This window comes from Bradyrhizobium sp. LM2.9 (assembly GCF_054056555.1).
In genome coordinates this window covers 5,329,592-5,345,356 of the sequence record NZ_JBSRYJ010000002.1, presented here as the reverse complement: position 1 = coordinate 5,345,356, position 15,765 = coordinate 5,329,592, and the positions used below count along the sequence as shown (strand labels likewise).

12 protein-coding genes are annotated in these 15,765 nt (G+C 60.0%); 9 read left to right on the top strand and 3 right to left on the bottom strand.

From position 1 onward, the window contains the following. Nucleotides 1-174: 174 nt before the first annotated feature. Nucleotides 175-861 carry an antibiotic biosynthesis monooxygenase family protein gene (locus tag ACVWW3_RS27695; RefSeq protein WP_456648008.1) on the top strand — a complete coding sequence of 229 codons (687 nt, stop codon included), beginning with the start codon at nucleotides 175-177 and terminating at the stop codon, nucleotides 859-861. Nucleotides 862-1,008: 147 nt separating this feature from the next. Then, on the top strand, nucleotides 1,009-1,374 hold the full coding sequence (locus ACVWW3_RS27690; RefSeq protein ID WP_456648009.1) for an ATP-binding cassette domain-containing protein: 366 nt from the start codon (nucleotides 1,009-1,011) through the stop codon (nucleotides 1,372-1,374). On the opposite strand, the gene ACVWW3_RS27685 is transcribed toward ACVWW3_RS27690, so the two are convergent. Then, nucleotides 1,371-1,835 (bottom strand): DUF1348 family protein, encoded by a 465-nt coding sequence (locus ACVWW3_RS27685; RefSeq protein ID WP_456648010.1) that lies wholly within the window; start codon nucleotides 1,833-1,835, stop codon nucleotides 1,371-1,373. The two genes, ACVWW3_RS27690 and ACVWW3_RS27685, sit on opposite strands and share 4 nt — an antisense overlap. 132 nt (nucleotides 1,836-1,967) lie before the next feature. After that, nucleotides 1,968-4,925, bottom strand: coding sequence for an ATP-binding protein (locus ACVWW3_RS27680; protein WP_456648011.1), 2,958 nt, complete (start codon nucleotides 4,923-4,925; stop codon nucleotides 1,968-1,970). 1,039 nt (nucleotides 4,926-5,964) lie between these two features. Between ACVWW3_RS27680 and ACVWW3_RS27675 the strand changes: the two genes are divergently transcribed. The 6 genes from ACVWW3_RS27675 (at nucleotide 5,965) to ACVWW3_RS27650 (ending at nucleotide 14,359) form a co-directional block, all read left to right on the top strand. Then, nucleotides 5,965-6,891: a LysR family transcriptional regulator gene (locus ACVWW3_RS27675; protein WP_456648012.1), complete on the top strand. Its 927-nt coding sequence runs from the start codon at nucleotides 5,965-5,967 to the stop codon at nucleotides 6,889-6,891. Nucleotides 6,892-7,914: 1,023 nt separating this feature from the next. Beyond that, nucleotides 7,915-8,700, top strand: coding sequence for a gluconate 2-dehydrogenase subunit 3 family protein (locus tag ACVWW3_RS27670; protein ID WP_456648013.1), 786 nt, complete (start codon nucleotides 7,915-7,917; stop codon nucleotides 8,698-8,700). A gap of 11 nt (nucleotides 8,701-8,711) precedes the next feature. Next, nucleotides 8,712-10,472 (top strand): GMC family oxidoreductase, encoded by a 1,761-nt coding sequence (locus tag ACVWW3_RS27665; protein WP_456648014.1) that lies wholly within the window; start codon nucleotides 8,712-8,714, stop codon nucleotides 10,470-10,472. A gap of 25 nt (nucleotides 10,473-10,497) precedes the next feature. Continuing rightward, nucleotides 10,498-10,875 (top strand): c-type cytochrome, encoded by a 378-nt coding sequence (locus tag ACVWW3_RS27660; protein WP_456648015.1) that lies wholly within the window; start codon nucleotides 10,498-10,500, stop codon nucleotides 10,873-10,875. Nucleotides 10,876-11,416: 541 nt separating this feature from the next. Further along, nucleotides 11,417-12,442, top strand: a complete 1,026-nt coding sequence (locus tag ACVWW3_RS27655; protein ID WP_456648016.1) for a LysR family transcriptional regulator — start codon at nucleotides 11,417-11,419, stop codon at nucleotides 12,440-12,442. Between the two features lie 909 nt (nucleotides 12,443-13,351). After that, complete coding sequence (locus ACVWW3_RS27650; RefSeq protein ID WP_456648017.1) at nucleotides 13,352-14,359, top strand: adenylate/guanylate cyclase domain-containing protein; 1,008 nt, start codon at nucleotides 13,352-13,354, stop codon at nucleotides 14,357-14,359. Between the two features lie 329 nt (nucleotides 14,360-14,688). On the opposite strand, the gene ACVWW3_RS27645 is transcribed toward ACVWW3_RS27650, so the two are convergent. Next, nucleotides 14,689-14,892 carry a hypothetical protein gene (locus ACVWW3_RS27645; protein ID WP_456648018.1) on the bottom strand — a complete coding sequence of 68 codons (204 nt, stop codon included), beginning with the start codon at nucleotides 14,890-14,892 and terminating at the stop codon, nucleotides 14,689-14,691. Between ACVWW3_RS27645 and trpC the strand changes: the two genes are divergently transcribed. Beyond that, the gene (trpC, locus tag ACVWW3_RS27640; protein WP_456648019.1) at nucleotides 14,882-15,706 is read left to right on the top strand and encodes an indole-3-glycerol phosphate synthase TrpC; all 825 of its coding nucleotides are present in this window, start codon (nucleotides 14,882-14,884) and stop codon (nucleotides 15,704-15,706) included. The genes ACVWW3_RS27645 and trpC overlap by 11 nt on opposite strands. The last annotated feature ends 59 nt before the right edge of the window (nucleotides 15,707-15,765 follow it).

Genomic DNA, 15,765 nt, shown 5'->3' with positions numbered 1-15,765 from the left:
TGCAAGGATTACGCAATGGTGAATGAGGCGGGAGCCACGCGGATGCTGTCCAGGAAGATTGATGTCGACGGTTCGAAGGTCTTCTGCCGTGCAGGCGGCGCGCATGGCAGGGGGCACTCCGACATCAGGATCGAGATCGACTTCGTCACAGAACTCTAGAATCGGGATACGACCATGTTTTCAGCGATTTTTGAAGTCCTCCCCAACAAAGAGAACTGGGATGACTACCTCGACAACGCCAAGATGCTGCGCCCCGAAGTGGAGCAGGTCGAGGGCTTCGTCGACAACATCCGCTACAAGAGCCTGATCCGCGACGGCTGGATCCTTTCGCTTTCGAACTGGCGGGACGAGAAGTCGCTCGTCCGCTGGCGCACCCACATCCGCCATCACGAGGCTCAGCAGAAGGGTCGCGACGAAATCTTCGCAGACTATCACCTCCGGGTCGGCCAGATCACGGCCGACAATCGGATCCCTGAGGGGTACGCCCTCACGGAGCAGCGGCTCGACGAGACCGGAGTCGGGGAGGGAACGACGGTCACGCTGATCAACGCAACGCGCCCCGCGGAGTGGAAGCAGACCACCAACCCGTACGACTGCGCCGAGTGGCTCGGCCTGAATCCGTGGGCGGTCGACAGCACGTCCTGGGACATCTTCGACGCCGTACTCACGCCCGGCGACCTGATTCTGCTCATATCCTGGAAGAACGCCGCTGCAGCGCAGGCCTACGAGGACACATCCGCGCCGAATGACAAGGCGAGGGTCCGAAGAGTGCGGATCGTGCGCGACTATGGGAAATACGACCGTCGCGAGGCGCCTCAGTACTACCCGGACGCAAAGGGCGGCGAGACGCTGCGCGCCTGATAGCGCTCCGTCGGGAGGGCGGTCTGCCGCGAACTCGGCTCTGCACCCGCCCAGTGAGCCATTCATGCGTCCGGTCGGGCTTCCCAAGACGCGCCGTGCTGTCAAACGGCCGCGCTCGGCATCATGGCAGCCTTGGTGGTGCCCTGTATGCACGAGCGCAAGCAGTTCGGCCAGCCAATCGGTGACGAAGCTCGCCAACATATCGCTCTAAGCGTGGCTCAGGGACAAGTGCTCGGCATCGTCGGCCGCAACGGCGTAGGCAAGACCACGACGCCGGAGGCGATCATGGGATTAGTCGATGTATATACTGGTACCATTGCGATCACTGGTCGCGCACGCTTTCGCCCCCAGTTGGAAGGCCTGCGACGAACTGCGTGCCTCGTCGAGGAAGGCTTACGGATCTATCTCGCGGCCTTCAAAGGCGATCCGGACTCGACGTTGACGATGTCGACGCGGTATGTCGCGGCGCTCGGCGAACTGATCCCGGACTCCGCCCACCTTCCCGCGCACTAGAGGTCAAAATCGCTGAGTTCGGGGTGATCCTCAGGCCGACGTCCGAAGGGCCATAGAAAGATTCGGTCGGCCGCATCAATCGGATGCTTGTCGATACTCTCTATGCATCGGCGAATTAGTCCGTTCTGATCGAACTCCCAGCATCCATTTCCGTAGGTTCTGAACCATTGGCCATTGCTATCGCGGTATTCGGACGCGAACCTGCCGGCGATCCGATCACCGGTGAACGCCCAGAGTTCGGTCACAACACGGTAGTCAAGTTCCCGTGCCCATTTGCGTCCCAGAAACTCTTCGATCGCGGCCCGTCCTGACAAAAATTCGGTGCGGATTCGCCAGCTGCTGTCGATCGAGTATCCGAGCGCTACTCGAGCCGGATCGCGGCTATTCCAACTATCCTCTACGGAGCGGACTTTTGCTGCTGCGGCCTCCCGGCTAAACGGGGACAAGGGACGGGGTAACATAACGTCGCTCCGAGGGATGAGTGGACTTACGCCGCACACTGGCGGTGGAGCCTGTCCGTTGCGAGTTTATTGATGTGAGAAAGTGTGAAGACCCCGGCCGATATCTCCTGAACGCGCGCAAAACTGACAGGTTTAAGCAGGATCAGAATGCGAGGGCCGGATCGCGAATTCATTGAGCCGGTTTTTTGCCATGATGAGATCGGCCGTCCCAAACCCTTCCGTAAATCGTCCATAAACCTCAGAAAGAATGGCCCGCGCTTGGTTGACGCGCCCCTGGTCCGCCCACAACCGACTCAATGCCAGAGCCGATCGAAGTTCCCACCCGAGGGCAGATTGCTGCCGAGCGCAATCCAGCGAATCCTTGAGCGAAGCCTCGGCCGCCAGCGAATTCGCGGGCGATGCAGCCAGGAGTACCGCTGCCCGAGCCCGTAATATGTCGGGCAGTTCAAATGTTCCGATGCCGCGCATGGCATCAACGACAGTCGCATCAATGATGCTCGCTGCTTCGGTGACCTGACCGCTTCTAGCCAGAGCTTCGGCCAACGCACGAGAAAATGCGGATGAGAGTATGTATTGCCGCTCGGTTCGCAGGGTCGAAAGCGCACCGCGCAAGGCGTCGATGCCGGGCTGCGTTTCGCCCCTCGTGAACATAAGCTCGCCTCGCAAACCGAGGCCGCCAGCGTGATAAGGCGTGAGTGAGTACGTGGCCGAATGGGCGATAAGCCGCTCTATGAGCTCTTCCGCCACTTGCTGGTCGCCCCGCCATAGGAACACCTGGGTGGCATAGAGAAGGGAAATGCAGAGTGTGACCGGATGTCCCTGTCTTCCAGCGAACTCGATTGCCTTATGTCCCAGTTGAGCGGCCTGATCAGGGAGACCCCGATCCCACAATGTCCGGGAGTAGCCGATCAAAGCTCTTACATAGTGATTGTATCCGAATGAGTGGACCTCGTTCACTCCAGAATCCGCCGCGCGAGCAAAGCCGCTCTCGTAGCTTTGCTGCGCGGCGCTTTGCTTTCCTACGAGGTGATAACTCGCCCCCAGCATCCACTCTGCCATCACGCTCTCTCGTGGCCCGCCAAATTTCCTTGCCAACGACGCATAGCGTTCCGCCGCGGCCAACGAGCCGCGAAAATCGGCGAGCCGAGCCCGGTACAGATTGAGGCCGGCCAGCAATTCCAACTGAGAATCGACATCTCCCAAGGTCTCCGCAAGACAGAGTCCTCGTTGGAGGGCCGCCTCCACTTCCTTGCTATTGCCGTGAACATAAGTCGAGGATATCGCCAACGAAAGTTGCAGCACGAGCTCAAGCTTTGTTCCGCGATCTTCGTCGTTCAGCGCTTCGATCGTTTGGAGAGACCAACGCCGGCACTCGATGAGCATCGACAGGCCGAGAAACAACGGCACAGCACCGGCGCCCAACGCGACCCCGACGGTGCGGTCGCCTGACGTTGAGAAGCTCCATTCGAGGGCCGCCATGATATTGCCGATCTGCCGCGAGTAGGCGGTGAGGTCGCGATTCATCGATATGCTGGCGATGCCTCCGAGTCGCTCGGCGAAATAGAGGGCGTGCCGTCTCGCCACCGCATTTTCCGCTCCCCGTCTTTTCAATTTGATCGCGGCGTAGGCCCGCGTCATGTCAAGGAGCCGGTATGACCATGCGTCTTCCGTCCGCGAGACAGAGATCAGCGACTTCTCGACCAAGCCAGTAATGAAATGCTCGATATGAAATTCGCCGCGATCAAGCTCGAACGCTATCGCTTGCGCCATTTCTATCGAGAATGCGCCGACAAAGATGGACAATGTACACAGGACGGTTTGCTCTTGCTCGGAAAGGAGATCATAGCTCCAGTCGAGCATGGCCAGCAGCGTTTGGTGTCGCGGCACGCCTCGCCGCCCCGGCCAAAGCAGCATCAAGCGGTCGCCAATCAGCTGTGCCAAGCCCTTAATGCCGTAAACGTTGGTCCTGCTCGCCGTCAGTTCTATAGCTAAAGGCATCCCGTCCAGCTGACGGCAAATGCCGGCTAGGACGGGCGCTTCCTCGTCGCTGAGCTCCTGCCGATATCCCCCGGCGGCGGCCCGGTCCATGAAAAGCTGAGCAGCGGGCGAGGCGAGAGCCCCGGCTGCGGTCAGAGTAGTCTCGTCGGATGGACTGTCGAGGGGCGGCAGGGGATAGATGTTCTCACCCTCGACCCGTAGGGCTTCGCGGGTGGTCGCGAGGATGTGTACAAGCGGCGCCCCGCGAAAAAGACTTTCGGCGAACGTAGCGACCGGCTCAACCACGTGCTCGCAACTATCGAGAATTAGCAGCGCCTTCTTGTCGGCAAGGAATGCCAAGAGACGTGGCAGCGAATCCTGTGTCTGATCGAGACACCCGGCGGCTGCCGCTACCGCGGAAACAATGAGTGCACCATCCCGGAGCGCACTGAGATCGATGAGGTAGACGGCGTTGTGGAAATCGGTTGCCATCGCATGCGCGACCGCAATCGCGACAGTGGTCTTGCCGACACCACCGGGTCCAACAATGCTGACGAACCTCCTCGACGTAAGCTCCGAGCGCAGGATTCCAACGATTTCGTCACGGCCAATCATCCGTTGCAAGCGCGGCGGGAGCGTCCGGAGTTTGACACGCTCAATCGAGGCGCCAGCAGAAGGTTGTGATGGTGCCGCGCTCTGGATCGGCGCAACAAAGCAATAGCCTCGGCCCGCGATGTTGGCGATATAACGGGCGCCCCCTCGACCATCACCGAGCGTCTTGCGGAGTCCTGCGATATGGACCCGAAGACTAGATCCCTCGACGACAACATCCGGCCAAGCCCGCTTGACCAGTTCCTTATGACTCACCACGTCGCCAGCGCGCTCGATCAGAGCGATCAGGATGTCGAGAGCACGGCCGCCCACCGCCAGCGGCTCGCCATTTTTCACCAACAATCTCTCGGCGACGATCAGGCGAAACGGACCGAACTCAAGCACTTCGGCGTCGTCGTCTGCTCGCGACTGCAACGCAGGTACCTCACTTTCCAGGTGATCTGCCCCAACCCCGATCATCGAGTACATCCCGGCGGTGTCGAGCACGACGATCAGAAACACGCAGAAGCCACCATACCGGCGGCAGACTGGCCGCCTTTAAGGAAGTGGGAGACTCTGGCCGCTGTGATACTCGAGCACCGTGTATTCCTAAGAAAAGTGAATGTAAACTGCGTGACGGAATACGTCGCCAAGGTCCGCGCAGAACGATCGATGGGCCGCGTGCAACCTACATTCAGGCAGTGCCAATTGCCTTTATATTGGCTTCATCATGTCAAATTGCAACAGTTCATATAGGGCATGGACGATAGCATCTTTACGGCGGCATTTGCCGGGTTTCACGGACGGCCCGAATTTCACCACCCCTCTGGCGCTCGCGCGAAAGATACATGAATTTCGCTGTCGATGACAGTTGGCGTCAGCCGGACCCACCCGGCCCGCGGACGATGGCATCACTTCCCGAAAAGTTGCGCGAACATAATCGCCTGTTGACACCGATTCACGACGTTTAACGAGACACTTTTTAGCTGATGCTATAGCCATTGTCGTCGAGACGATACGCACTGGCATCGTTGCGGGAGATCTAAAACGAACTTTCTTTGACTTGTGCAGGGCGGATGATCCAGTCGCTCCAGATTAATGGTGCTCCGGGGCAGCGATTTGCCCGGCTTTACTCGCGACGGCGGCACACGCGGGTTAATGGCGCCGTGCCAGCCGTGCCGGAGGGCATTCGGAGCGCAACTGCGATCCAGAACGAAAGAATCATGACGGTACTTGAAGCAAGCAAGTCGACGAACGCGCGCGCGGATGGATTCGCAGCTTTGTACGCCGAAAAGGGGGCGAGCGGCTCGACCTCGCCCATGTCCCAGTTAGCGAGGACGCGCACGAGCAGACCGTTCGAGATCCCCGTCCTCGCCCACCTCGCCGCGCACTGGCCGAACCCTCAGGAATACCAAAAAGTGTGTCCGTGCGTCCAATTAATAGGCCCGGCCGTCCCAGCGTGTGCAAGCGAGTTGCATCTACGCCCCCGTGCTTGCGACGTGCGCGTCGTCGAATGCGAAGGCTGGTCACTATCGACAGCCGCATCTTGAGAGAGCAACCAATGGAGCTTCATCAGATTCGCTATTTGCTCGCCGTTGCATCCACCCTCAACTTCACCCGCGCGGCCGAGCAGTGCAATGTCACGCAGCCCGCCCTGACCAAGGGGGTACAGAAGCTCGAGCAGGAGCTCGGTGGCCAGTTGATCTACCGCGAGCGCAGGCTGACGCAGCTCACCGATCTTGGAAAGGAAGTGCTTCCGATGCTGGAGCGTACACTGGCTTCGGCACAGGCGGTGCGTCGCCGGGCCCAGGAGTTCCAACGCAAGGAGGTCGCGCCACTAAAGATTGGCCTCGCCCCATCCATCTCGGTGTCGCTCGTCCTCGATCCTATTGCGGAGATCGCAAAATTCGTCCCTGGATTTCACGTTGAGCTGCGCGAGGGTGCGGCGGAGAAGCTTGTCGACCTCTTGCTTGAGGGGGAGATCAACGCCGCAATGGTCGGGGACGTCCAGGACGTGCCCGCCCGCATCGACGACTGGTTGCTGTTCGAGGAGCGCTACGTCGCGCTTCTCGCGCCGACACACCGGCTCGCAAATCGTCCCTCAATCGGCATCGACGACCTCTGTGAGACCGTCTTGCTGAAACGCGCAGGATGCGACGTCGCCCCGAAGATCCAGCGGTCGTATTTCCCCGAGAAACCGCCCCAACTCGGTCACTGCAGCGGTCACGACTTGCACCTGCAACACATGGCCGCGGCTGGCTTCGGCGTGATGCTCGCACCCGAGCACATGCCGCGCCTTCCGACGCTCAAGACCATTCCGCTCGACGGCGACCTGGTTTCGCGGGAGGTGCGGCTGCTGGCTGTGCAGGGGCGCCGCTACTCGCCGGCGATGGACGCTTTCGTCAAGGTCGCGCGGCTTCGCGACTGGTCGGTCGAAGCCCCCCACCGGAGCATACCGGGCTCAACGCTCCCGGAGGTAGCTGCATGACTACGACGTGTACCCCGGGGGCCAACCGCTCCGGGCCAACCGATCGGCAACCTAACGATACCCCGTCGATGCAAAACGAGATCGACAAGACACTCGCCCAGATTCGCACCGAGCTGCTGATGACTTTCAGCGCAGCTGACTGAGAGTCATACAACCACCTGGTGCGGCTAGCTCCGCGATGCAGACGTGGCATCGCGCGCGTTGAAGGTCGGAGACGACGCGCCGGACTTCCTCCTGCCGGACGCTGACGGCCGTCTGGCGCGCTGTTCCGGGTGCCGACGAGACCAGAGCACACTATTCCGGTCCAGGCTTCGACTTCGGCGCCCGGCACGGGTCATCGATCTGGATGCTGCCCATTCCCGCGACCTACGTGATCGACGCCGATGGCCGTATCCGCAGCGCATTCATAGAACCCGACTTCACGATACGGGGAACTCGGCGAAACTCTTGACCTCGCTGCGCCAAGTCGCTTCCACGACCTAGCAAGGGAACCAGAAGGCGGAAAGCGACATCCGAGACAGGCTAGGTCGAAGACGCTCGCCCCGTCCTGCTCAACGCGGAGGTGCCACAAGAGCTGCCTGGCCTAGGGTACGGATCGAGGCGGTCGCATGACGTTCGAAGCGTTGCAACGCGACGGGAAAGAGTGATCGCGAAATGCCCTTCATGTCCTCCTACGCCGGCCGACACCCGAGTACGGCGCACTCCTCGACGGATGATCGCGGACAGCTGATCGTGGATGGACGGGACGCCCGCGCCCACAGCGCTTTTGGACCACGATACCTCGCGCCTATCGAATGCATGTCCAAAGGGAATTTCTAATTTCGTCGGCGGCGCTCGATCCTTGGGTCTGCTAGGTCGGCCGAGCACACGCGTTCGCCGCCACAGCGATTGAAACAGTGATGGAAGCCTCTGCGCCAAGCCACCTTGCCGCGCGCGAGCTGCAAAGAAGACTCCCATGAACTACCGAGGACTGTCGGACTGGTTGTCGCCATCGCGTCTGAAAAAAAAGGAATTGCGACTCCGATGATCAATGATCAAAGCGACAAAACCTTCCATCCGAATCGTCGAGGCTTTCTCGGCGTTGCCGCCGTCACGGGCGCTGCTTCGCTTGCTCCGGGTGTCCTGATAGGAACAACCGCAGCTCTCGCGGAAGCATCCGAACCGGCTTCCTCCCAATCCGTGCGCGCTTCCGCGAGTCCTATCGCCGCCAAGTTGCCATCGTCCGCGCCCGGCTATCTGTCTTTTGGCCCCGACGAAGCAGGTTTCGTCGAGACAATGGTTAACGTGATGTGTCCGGCCGACGCGCTGACGCCGAACGGGGTCGATTGCGGGCTTGCGGTCTATATCGACCGACAGCTCGCCGGCGGTTTCGGCAAGGGGGCACGGCTCTACATGCGCGGCCCTTGGCAGGAAGGCAAACCCGAGCTCGGCTACCAGTTGCCGCTCACGCCCGAACAGTTCTTCAAGACGGGCCTCGCCGCCGCGGATACGGCCTGCCAAAAGCAGTACGGCAAGCGCTTCAGTGAAATGGACGAGAGCGGCGCGGACAAATTTCTTCAAGAGCTATCCGGCGGCAAGGTGACGGACGAGCGCGTACCACTCGGCTCGTGGTTCAACAAACTCGTCTATCCGTTATTCGTTGAGTCCTGTTTCGCTGACCCTATCTACGGCGGCAATGTCGGCAAGGTGTTTTGGAGGGCGATTGGCTATCCAGGTCTCCCCGCGCTTCACGCGCAAGACATGATCGATTTCCGTGGCAAGCCGTTCCCTGGTGCGGCCGATCCGAAATCCATCGCCGACTTCGCCTAAGGGAGGAAATCATGGCTATACGCTTGAAACATTGCACGGTCGTTTTCGTTGGCGGAGGATTTACGGCGGCGCTGGCTGCTCGTCAGCTGACAGCAAGGGGTGTCGATGTCGTCGTCCTTGAACGTGGAATCGACCGCACCCATACTGCCGCGACAAGCCTGCCGTCCCAGCGCGACGAGCTGCGCTGGGACGTCCATGGTGATCTCTTTCAGGATGGGTCCCTCCAGACCTACACGCTTCGCCATAGTGGCGGCGAAACGGCTCTGCCGATACGGCGTCTCCAGGCTTTTAAGGCCGGCGAGGGACTGGGCGGCGCGGCCAATCACTGGAACGGGCAGACTTGGCGCTGGGGTGAACACGACCCCGTGCTGCGTACCCATCTCGAGAGTAGATACGGCAAGAAAGCCATTCCAACCGACATGGCGATCCAGGATTGGGGCGTCACCTATGCTCAGATGGAGCCCTATCACGACCAGTTTGAAAAACTGTTCGGCATTGCCGGAAAAGCCGGCAATCTGCGTGGCAAGTTGCAGGATGGTGGTAACCCCTTCGAGGGACCACGGCAGAACGAATATCCACAAAAGCCTCTCCCGATCACCGAAGCAGGTTTGATTTTCACCGAAGCCGCCAAAAAGCTCGGCTACCAACCGTTCCCCATGCCGGCGGCGAATTCACCGGTCGCCTATACCAACCCTGACGGCATGCAGCTTGGTCAATGCCAGTTCTGCGGCCATTGCGAGCGATTCATCTGCGAGGCCAATGCTAAGGCGAGCCCTGAAGTCCTGCTCTATCCGATGCTGCAAAACCGCAAAGGTTTCGAGTTGCGCCTGCAAACCCACGTTCTCGATGTTCTCTATGATCGCAAGGCCAAGCGTGTAACCGGCGTGCGCTACATCGATCGCGTAACCGGCAAGCAGTACGACCAGCCGGCCGACGTCGTCGTGCTTTCCTCCTTCACGATGTCTAATGCCAGGTTCCTACTGATGGCGGAGATCGGGACGCCTTATGATCCGAAGACTGGCCATGGTGTCGTCGGCAAGAATTTCTGCCACCAGACAATGTCTGGCACGCATGTCTTCTTCAAAGATCGCTGGATCAACCCGTTCCTCGCTTCGGGCGCGTCACAGACCGTGATCGACGAGTTCAACGGTGACAATTTCGACCACAGCAATCTCGGCTTCATTGGCGGCGGATACATCTACGCCAATGTGACAAATGGACGGCCAATTACCAGCCGAGCCGTTCCGCCTGGAACGGCGAAATGGGGCTCAGCGTGGAAGAAGGCCAACACCGACTGGTACGCGCATAATTTCAGCATATCCGCGCATGGTAGTTGGTATCCGCATCGGGAGAACTATGTCGATCTAGACCCGGCCTATGTCGATGCGTACGGGCAGCCGCTTCTGCGCATGACATTCGACGTTCGCGAAAATGAGCGCAGGATGTCCGTATATCTCTCGAAAAAGATTGACGAGATCGCCAAAGCAACAGGCGCGGACATCGCGCCGCCGACAGCGCCCCGCAAAGGACCCTACGATAGCCAAGTCTATCAGACGACGCATGTCACCGGCGGTACGATCATGGGAAGCGACCCCGGTACCAGCGTTGTCTCTCCCCATCTGCAACATTGGGATGCGGAGAACCTCTTCGTCGTCGGCGCTTCGGTCTATCCCTTCAATGCCGGCTACAACCCGACAGGGCCGTTGGGGGCGCTCGCGCTGAGGCTCGGCGACGACCTCAACCATTACATCGAACGGCCGCGCCACCTCTAACCCCGCACACAAAATGGAGTTAACAATGAAGAACGCGGGAAAATACGGCGCGCGTATCGCAGTGCTCATATTTGTTGGCTTAATCGCGAGCCCAGGCGACGCACAGGATGCTGGGCATGGGAAGAGTGTGTTCGAGGCCTGTGCGGCATGCCACGCCACAGATCACGCCAATCGGGTCGGTCCGGGGCTGGAAGGGATTGTCGGTCGGAAGGCGGGTACGTTTTCCGGCTTCCGCTATAGTAATGCGATGAGGAACTCCGGCATCGTCTGGGACGAGAAGTGGCTTAATGCCTATCTGGAATCGCCCCAGAAGGCCGTCCCCGGAAACAGGATGCCCTACCCTGGCCTGAAGGACACGACGGATAGGGCGGACCTCGTTGCTTATCTTGCTACATTGAAGTAGCGGCTCGTTTAGCGAGCGTCAGCAAGACGCCATCCGCCATCCGCCAGCTGCTGCGCGCCCGCGCCGCGGCGCGGAAGGGTAAGTCGGCACATCGCGCCGTGAATCGCCGCGCGACACCTCGAGTACCGCGCACTCCTCGACGGCTGATCGTGGACAACTGCAGCCGCGAACTTCTGAGCCCGAAAGGCATGCCCCCAGAATTTCTGTGCGAGTGTGCCGTCTACTCGCAAATCGCGTCTACCGGGTTTTGCTGCGCCGTGGATCGCCTCGCTTACGGGCCCATTCAGCCAACGGACTCGGGGCACGCACGATGTTTACGTTCTCACCTCTAAGCGATCGCTTAGCACAAGCAGCGACAAGCGAATCTCACCGTACCTCGGCGCTGTCGACCGGAGCGCCACGATCCGTCAACATGCGGTCGTTGACGGTCACCGAGGTCGCCTTCCCCATCTTGTGACGACCACAAGCGACCAAATCCGGGTAGTGCGATGCAAGGCCCGTCGGTAGAGACAGCCGCACCTTGACGGAGAAGTAACAGCCCATGGAGCTTCATCAAGTTCGGTACTTCCTCGCCGTCGCGTCTACGCTCAACTTCACCCGCGCAGCCGAGCAGTGCAACGTTACTCAGCCCGCCCTGACCAAAGGGGTGCAGAAGCTTGAGCAGGAACTCGGCGGCCAATTGATCTACCGCGAACGCCAGCTGACGCAGCTCACCGACCTTGGAAAAGAAGTCCTTCCGATGCTGGAGCGCACGCTGGCCTCGGCAGAGGCGGTGCGTCGCCGAGCCCAGGAGTTCCAACGCAAGGAGGTGGCGCCACTGAGGATCGGCCTTGCTCCATCCATCTCGGCGTCGCTCGTCCTCGATCCGATCGCGGAGATCGCAAAGTGCGTTTCGGGACTTCACGTAGAGTTGCGCGAGGGAGCGACGGAGCAGCTCGTCGATCTCTTGCTTGAAGGCGAGATCAACGCCGCAATGGTCGGGGATGTGCAGGACGTGCCCGCCCGTATCGACGACTGGTCGCTGTTCGAGGAGCGCTACGTCGCGCTTCTCGCGCCGACACACAAGCTCGCAAATCGCCCATCGATCAGCATCGACGAACTCCGTGAGACGATCTTGCTGGAACGGGCCGGATGCGACATCACCCCGAAGATCCAGCGGTCGTATTTCCCAGAGGAACCGCTCCACCTCGGCCACTGCAGCGGCCACGACTTGCACTTGCAGCACATGGCCGCCGCTGGCTTCGGCGTGATACTCGCACCCGAGCACATGCCGCACCTTCCGACGCTCAAGCCCATCCCGCTCGAAGGTGACCTGTTTTCGCGGGAGGTGCGGCTATTGGCTGTGCAGGGGCGCCGGTACTCGCCGGCGCTGGACGCTTTCGTCAAGTTCGTTTGCCTTCGCGACTGGTCGGTCATTCTTCGCACCGGGGGGCGAGCCCGGGAAAGTAGCGGAGTCCGTGTGGCTATTCGCGCCCCTCAATACGCCAGTCGCCATAGAGCACCGAAGGAGAAGCGAGGCGCGATGACACGGCAGGCGACAATGACGGGGTGGCAAGAGCCGGTGTGATGTGCGGGCTCGTTTCGTCGATCGTGAGAGGATGTCTTGCGGAGAGCTGCGGACGTAGCTCAAATAACACCACCGATGCCGGCGAGGTGAAGATCCCAACGTGACCTCACTTGGCGTCAAGGTCGGCGCGGTTCGAGGCGCGTGGAGGTTCGCTGATCGCCACTTCCTTTCAGAGAATTGATAGGTAAGAACGTCGTTCGAGATGCGATGCGGCTGGTGGCATTCCTCGCTACGTCATCAGCGACAAGGTGAGCGACAATAACGATCGTCTATGGACTCTATGGTGAGAGGTGATTTCCCTTGCCAGCATTGCAAGGCCACGCTCCAAAGCGTGGTCCCAATCTCAGGATCAGGCGCCGCGTCAGCGACGGTGTTGATTTAACGATACAAATGGCATGAAAGAAAAATGACTGATGTCCCTCGTCGACGCAAGGCTCAGGGTCCGCGGGGTCGACTGACTCCGTGTGATCGATGCCTCGATCATGCCGAATACCACCAGCGGCAATACCAACGCTCCGACCCGGGCGCTTGCGCGCCACGCTGTGACGATGCTGGCCGAGGATTTGAAGGGACCTAGGGAGTTCTGGCCCGAGCAGGTGAGGCCGGTCTCCCGCCTACGCTGGCCGGAAAGCCTCGCGGGAGCAGAGTATGCTCTTCAAAGGAGTAGACGGGCGAGGTGTTTAATCGCAACCTACTGACACTCGTTGAATGCTTTGAGCATTTGTGTCTCAAAGGCATGACCGGCGAAGAGGACTGCACTAACCCTGAAGGGGGATCACAATGGGTATACGCGAGCAAGCTCCGTGAGAGACCGTCGACCGTCTAGTTACGTCATGCTCAATCTGGCCCCGGGACCCGTCGGTGAGGCGATGCATCTACAGACTACCGGCTCCGGACAATGAGGGGCCGATGCACATAGAAAGGGTCAGGTACCTGGCTCCTGCGGCCGCACTCGCGATTGGCATCTTTCTAGTCGATACCCTGTCGTCACTGCAGTTCGCGGTCGCCTCGCTGTATGTTGTCGTCGTGTTGATAGCTGCCCAGGATCTCGATCGCAGAGGTACTGTCGTGGTCGGCATCGTCTGCGCACTGCTTACCATCCTCAGCTATATCCTTACGCACGGCCTCGTCCCAAATGGGACCGCGGCGTTGCGATCCGGCGTCAGCCTAATCGCTCTGTTGGTTACGACAATGCTCCTGCTCCATAGACTCTCCGCTAACCAGCGAATCAAGAAAGTAGAGCGCGAACGTGCTAACTTGGCGCGCTTCTTTTCGCCAAGCATCGCTGAGCAGCTCATCAAGGCTCAGACCCCGTTTTCGTTTACGCGTTGTCAGCGTGCGGCAGTACTGTTTGTTGACATTGTCGGGTTCACTGACTTCTCATCCAGCAAGCCGCCGGATGTCGTCGTCCAAACGCTGCGACACCATTTGCGTATGTTCAGTGACGTGGTGTTCTCCCATCAGGGTTCGATCGACAAATTCCTGGGTGATGGGTTGATGGCCTTTTTCGGCCCGCCATTGGCCAGCCTGCGCGACGCCACCAATGCTGCGGAGTGCGCAATCGAGCTTCTCAAATCCGTCGATTCTTGGAACGGACGCATTGACGCAAAAGACCAGTCGCTTCGTATCGCCGTCGGCATCCATTACGGCGAAGTCATCTATGGGGACGTTGGCAATGAGAAAAAGCTGGAACTCACCCTGATCGGTGACACAGTGAATGTCGCTAGTCGGGTTGAAGCCCATTGCCGGGTACTGGAGGCTTCTGTGCTCGTAACCGGCGAATTCATGGATGCTTTGTCTGCGGAAGATAGCGTGGAACTCGCCGCCGCGTTTCGCGACGAAGGCTCACACATCCTGCGTGGCCGAAGAGATCCGGTCCGTCTTTTCAGCATTCGGAGGATGTCGTGCGAGCTGTGAGTCGAGCCAACCGCGTTTGGCGGTTGCCTAGCCAGCGCAGTTCATTGAATCACGGTGAGAATCGGCAAAAAGCAAGCCGGCCTGTCCAGCCGCAGAGCCTTAGAGGTCGTGCGGGGACCGGTGGACCTCCCTTATCGCACAGGGAGCGCAATGCTGTGAATTCGGCGCCATAGGCTGACACAATCATCGCTGCCTCGCCACATCTGCGACGATCGCCGTCAGTTCGCGGGCGCCGCGAAGCCCAGAGGTCGGCGTACCCGGAATAGCGCTAGGCAATCCCTGGTCGCGTCATCGACGATGCTAACGCGAGATGGAGCTTGTCACCATGGTCATTGCAATGGGTTCTCATGTCGGCGCTCGCATTGCCGATACGGCGCGAGCGCCATCGACAGGCGCGCATGCGCACCAGAACGAATGCTTGATAAGGAGGAAGTGAGTAAGCGTCGATAATGTTTGACTTGTGCCGTTACGTTGAAGCGACGCAGATTGTTGACCGACAAATAGTCCACTAACGGGTCGATGATGTCAGACATCTTGAAGAAAATCGAAGCCTATAAACGCGAGGAGATCGCCGCCTCCAAGCGTTCTCGTCCCCTCGCGAACGTCGAGGCACGCGCCAAGGCGGCGGCGCCACCCCGCGGCTTCGTCCGCGCGATCAAGGAAAAGCATGGCGGCGGCGGCTATGCGCTGATTGCTGAGATCAAGAAGGCTTCGCCATCGAAGGGCCTGATCCGCGCCGATTTCGATCCGCCCGCCTTGGCAAAAGCCTATGAGGTCGGGGGCGCGGCGTGCCTCTCGGTGCTGACAGATACGCCGTCGTTCCAGGGGCATCTCGACTTCATGGTCGCGGCGCGCGCGGTGACCGATCTGCCGGTGCTGCGCAAGGATTTCATGTTTGACACCTATCAGGTTGTCGAAGCCCGGGCTCACGGCGCCGACTGCATCCTGATCATCATGGCCGCGCTCGATGATGCCGCCGCCAAAGATATCGAGGACGCCGCGATCGCGCTTCAGATGGATGTGTTGATCGAGATCCACGACCAGGTCGAACTCGAACGCGCGCTGAAGCTCCGCTCGCCGATGGTCGGCGTCAACAACCGTAATCTCCGTACGTTCGAGACCACTCTCAAGACGAGCGAGGCGCTAGCGCCGCTTATCCCGGAGGAGCGGCTGATGGTCGGGGAAAGCGGTATTTTTACATCGGACGATCTAGCCAGGCTAGAGCGCGTGGGTATGTCGACTTTCCTTGTCGGCGAGAGCCTGATGCGTCAGCCCGATGTGGCAGCGGCAACCCGTGCGCTTCTGGTACGGAGCAAACCCGGCGGCAGCGGCGGGAATACCGTCTAGCTAAACCGCGCCGCCCTCCCAATGAGCGAGCTGCCTGCAGTAGCGCCGGGCTGGGCGGG

What these genes read in the sequence shown, in the direction of transcription:
- ACVWW3_RS27695 (WP_456648008.1), top strand. Translation starts at nt 175, where the DNA reads ATGTTTTCAGCGATTTTTGAAGTCCTCCCCAACAAAGAGAACTGGGAT.
- ACVWW3_RS27690 (WP_456648009.1), top strand. Translation starts at nt 1,009, where the DNA reads ATGCACGAGCGCAAGCAGTTCGGCCAGCCAATCGGTGACGAAGCTCGC.
- ACVWW3_RS27685 (WP_456648010.1), bottom strand. Translation starts at nt 1,835, where the DNA reads ATGTTACCCCGTCCCTTGTCCCCGTTTAGCCGGGAGGCCGCAGCAGCA.
- ACVWW3_RS27675 (WP_456648012.1), top strand. Translation starts at nt 5,965, where the DNA reads ATGGAGCTTCATCAGATTCGCTATTTGCTCGCCGTTGCATCCACCCTC.
- ACVWW3_RS27670 (WP_456648013.1), top strand. Translation starts at nt 7,915, where the DNA reads ATGATCAATGATCAAAGCGACAAAACCTTCCATCCGAATCGTCGAGGC.
- ACVWW3_RS27665 (WP_456648014.1), top strand. Translation starts at nt 8,712, where the DNA reads ATGGCTATACGCTTGAAACATTGCACGGTCGTTTTCGTTGGCGGAGGA.
- ACVWW3_RS27660 (WP_456648015.1), top strand. Translation starts at nt 10,498, where the DNA reads ATGAAGAACGCGGGAAAATACGGCGCGCGTATCGCAGTGCTCATATTT.
- ACVWW3_RS27655 (WP_456648016.1), top strand. Translation starts at nt 11,417, where the DNA reads ATGGAGCTTCATCAAGTTCGGTACTTCCTCGCCGTCGCGTCTACGCTC.
- ACVWW3_RS27650 (WP_456648017.1), top strand. Translation starts at nt 13,352, where the DNA reads ATGCACATAGAAAGGGTCAGGTACCTGGCTCCTGCGGCCGCACTCGCG.
- trpC (WP_456648019.1), top strand. Translation starts at nt 14,882, where the DNA reads ATGTCAGACATCTTGAAGAAAATCGAAGCCTATAAACGCGAGGAGATC.
- ACVWW3_RS27645 (WP_456648018.1), bottom strand. Translation starts at nt 14,892, where the DNA reads ATGTCTGACATCATCGACCCGTTAGTGGACTATTTGTCGGTCAACAAT.